Here is a 255-nt window from a genome sequence, read left to right as displayed (position 1 = left end):
GTAAATGTTGATCATAAAATTCATTCGGTGTGGCCTTATTCAAACTTGAATGAGGACGTATCATGTTATAAAAATCCAAATATTCCGCAATGGATTGTTTCGCTTGTTTAACTGTATCGTAAGCCTTTAAATAGACTTCCTCATGCTTCACGCTGCGCCATAAACGCTCAATCATCACATTATCCATCTATGAGCAGTATACTGCGCAAGTTTCCCATCCATACTGATACGGATATTTCGCAATTTTAACTCATT

Annotated in this window: 1 pseudogene; it reads right to left on the bottom strand. The window is 36.9% G+C overall.

Annotation, left to right across the window (positions count from 1 at the left end):
- Nucleotides 1–255, bottom strand: a pseudogene (locus GBN19_RS15660) (integrase core domain-containing protein); the annotation flags it as partial.

The sequence above is a fragment of the Acinetobacter brisouii genome (assembly GCF_008993995.1).
Taxonomy (GTDB): Bacteria; Pseudomonadota; Gammaproteobacteria; order Pseudomonadales; family Moraxellaceae; genus Acinetobacter; species Acinetobacter brisouii_A.
This window is presented reverse-complemented; position numbering and strand designations above follow the sequence as displayed.